The following is a 1,678-nucleotide window of genomic DNA, read 5'->3' on the forward strand; positions in this document are numbered from 1 at the left end:
GGAGCGCCCGGATGCTCATGGTGGCAAGGTGGACGTGCCAACCGACGACTCGAGCGACGAGGAACCGTCATGCGTCTGCCCCGACCCCGCTTCACCCCGCAGATCATGCGCGTCGTGCGTGACGTCGACCGTCTCGACCGTTCGCTGTTCACAGCGATCGCCGAGCATCAACCCACGAGCAGGAGGGGTTAACAGCGCGCGTGTCATCCGACGCATCGAGAAGTTGCTGCCCGAGGCGGAGATCGTCCGCCTCGGGCAGGGGCAGGATCTCGACGACCTGCTCGCCGACGCGGCCGCGCGCTGCGACGTCCTCGGCGTCGGCGGCGGTGACGGGACGCTGCAAGCCGGTGCGCGGCACGCGATCGAGCACGACGTGCCGCTCGCGGTGTCACCCTCGCCGGCATCTTCATCGGCAACGGCCGCTACGACCCGCCCGGCGACGCACCGCAGACGCGGCTGCGCATGGACGACGGGCAGCTCGACCTGCGGTTCTTGGAGCGAGGCTCGCGGTGGGCCGCCGTCCGCACGCTGTTCGCCGTCTTCACCGGCGGGCTCGGACGGTTGCCGCTCTACCACGAGTTCGACGCGCCGAAGGCTCACCTCGAGGTCGTCGGCGGTCCCATCCCGTTCGCCCGCGACGGCGAGGTGACCGGCTCGGGGACGGTGCTCGACCTCGACGTCGCCTACCGCGCTCTCACCGTCTATCGGCCGCGCACAGGCAGTTGGAGTCGCGTGCTGCGACGCTTCGGATGGCGCCGCCAGGGCGTCACAGCCAGCTGACGCGGCCGGCGAGCAGCTCGTAACCGACGAAGCTGACGACGTCGAGGATCGTGTGCGCGACGATGAGCGGCAGGACGCGTCGCGTGCGCGTGTAGAGCCAGCCGAAGATCAGGCCCATGACGACGTTGCCGACGAACCCGCCGAGGCCCTGGTACAGGTGGTAGCTGCCGCGGATCAGCGCGCTCACGACGATCACCTTCGTGCGCCCCCACCCGGCCTGAGACCAGCGCGTGAAGAGGTAGCCGATCATGACGACCTCTTCGAGGATCGCGTTCTGCGCGGCGGCGAGGACGAGGATCGGAAAGACCCACCAGTGCTCGCCCAGGCCGGACGCGACGACCGTCGTGTTGATGCCCATGGCCCGCGAGACGAGGTACAGCGCGAGGCCCGGGATGCCGATGACGGCGGCGAGCAGCGCACTGAGGACGGCGTCGGGTGCCTGGCGTGTGCGGTCGATCCCGAGGTAAGCCAGCGGCTTTCGCAGTTCGCGCGACAGCAGGAGAACGACGAGCGCCACCGGCACGAGCGCCAGCGCGATCTGCACGAGCTGATAGACGACGTCGAGCCACTGCGTGCTCGAACGCGACGAGTTGAGCGTCGACGTCTGCTGACTGATCGACGTGTGCGTCGCGCGCGCCGTCAGGGCCGTGCGCAGCAGCGAAAGCGCCGACCAGATCGCGCTCGCGCCGAGGCTGAGCAGCAGGACGATGACCGTCTCGGCGAGCAGTTGACGCCGCGGCAGGCGCGTGCGGGCCACGTCGAGTCTCGTACCAGGCCAGGCCATCTGGCCTCGCAGACGGCCGAGCGCTGTTCGTGCGCGCTCACCCGGCGCGTCGACTCGGGTACTCACCGAAGCAGCGTGGGGTTCAGCAGCACAGCGCGGTTCACGAGACGCCGA

Annotated in this window: 2 protein-coding genes and 1 pseudogene; 2 read left to right on the top strand and 1 reads right to left on the bottom strand. The window is 69.7% G+C overall.

Annotated elements, in window-relative coordinates:
• Window positions 1-118: 118 nt before the first annotated feature.
• Window positions 119-334, top strand: a pseudogene (locus tag B2284_RS14545) (diacylglycerol kinase family protein); the annotation flags it as partial.
• Window positions 335-462: 128 nt separating this feature from the next.
• Window positions 463-780 carry a diacylglycerol/lipid kinase family protein gene (locus B2284_RS14315; RefSeq protein ID WP_240742470.1) on the top strand — a complete coding sequence of 106 codons (318 nt, stop codon included), beginning with the start codon at window positions 463-465 and terminating at the stop codon, window positions 778-780.
• Here B2284_RS14315 and B2284_RS14320 read toward each other — a convergent pair.
• Window positions 767-1,537, bottom strand: coding sequence for a CPBP family intramembrane glutamic endopeptidase (locus B2284_RS14320; protein WP_038566443.1), 771 nt, complete (start codon window positions 1,535-1,537; stop codon window positions 767-769). The genes B2284_RS14315 and B2284_RS14320 overlap by 14 nt on opposite strands.
• Between the last annotated feature and the right edge of the window lie 141 nt (window positions 1,538-1,678).

It is taken from the genome of Dermacoccus sp. UBA1591, from assembly GCF_002322065.1.
In the GTDB taxonomy this organism is placed as follows: Bacteria; Actinomycetota; Actinomycetes; order Actinomycetales; family Dermatophilaceae; genus Dermacoccus; species Dermacoccus nishinomiyaensis.

Coding starts and splice junctions, on each gene's coding strand:
- B2284_RS14315 (WP_240742470.1), top strand. CDS start 463: ATGGACGACGGGCAGCTCGACCTGCGGTTCTTGGAGCGAGGCTCGCGG.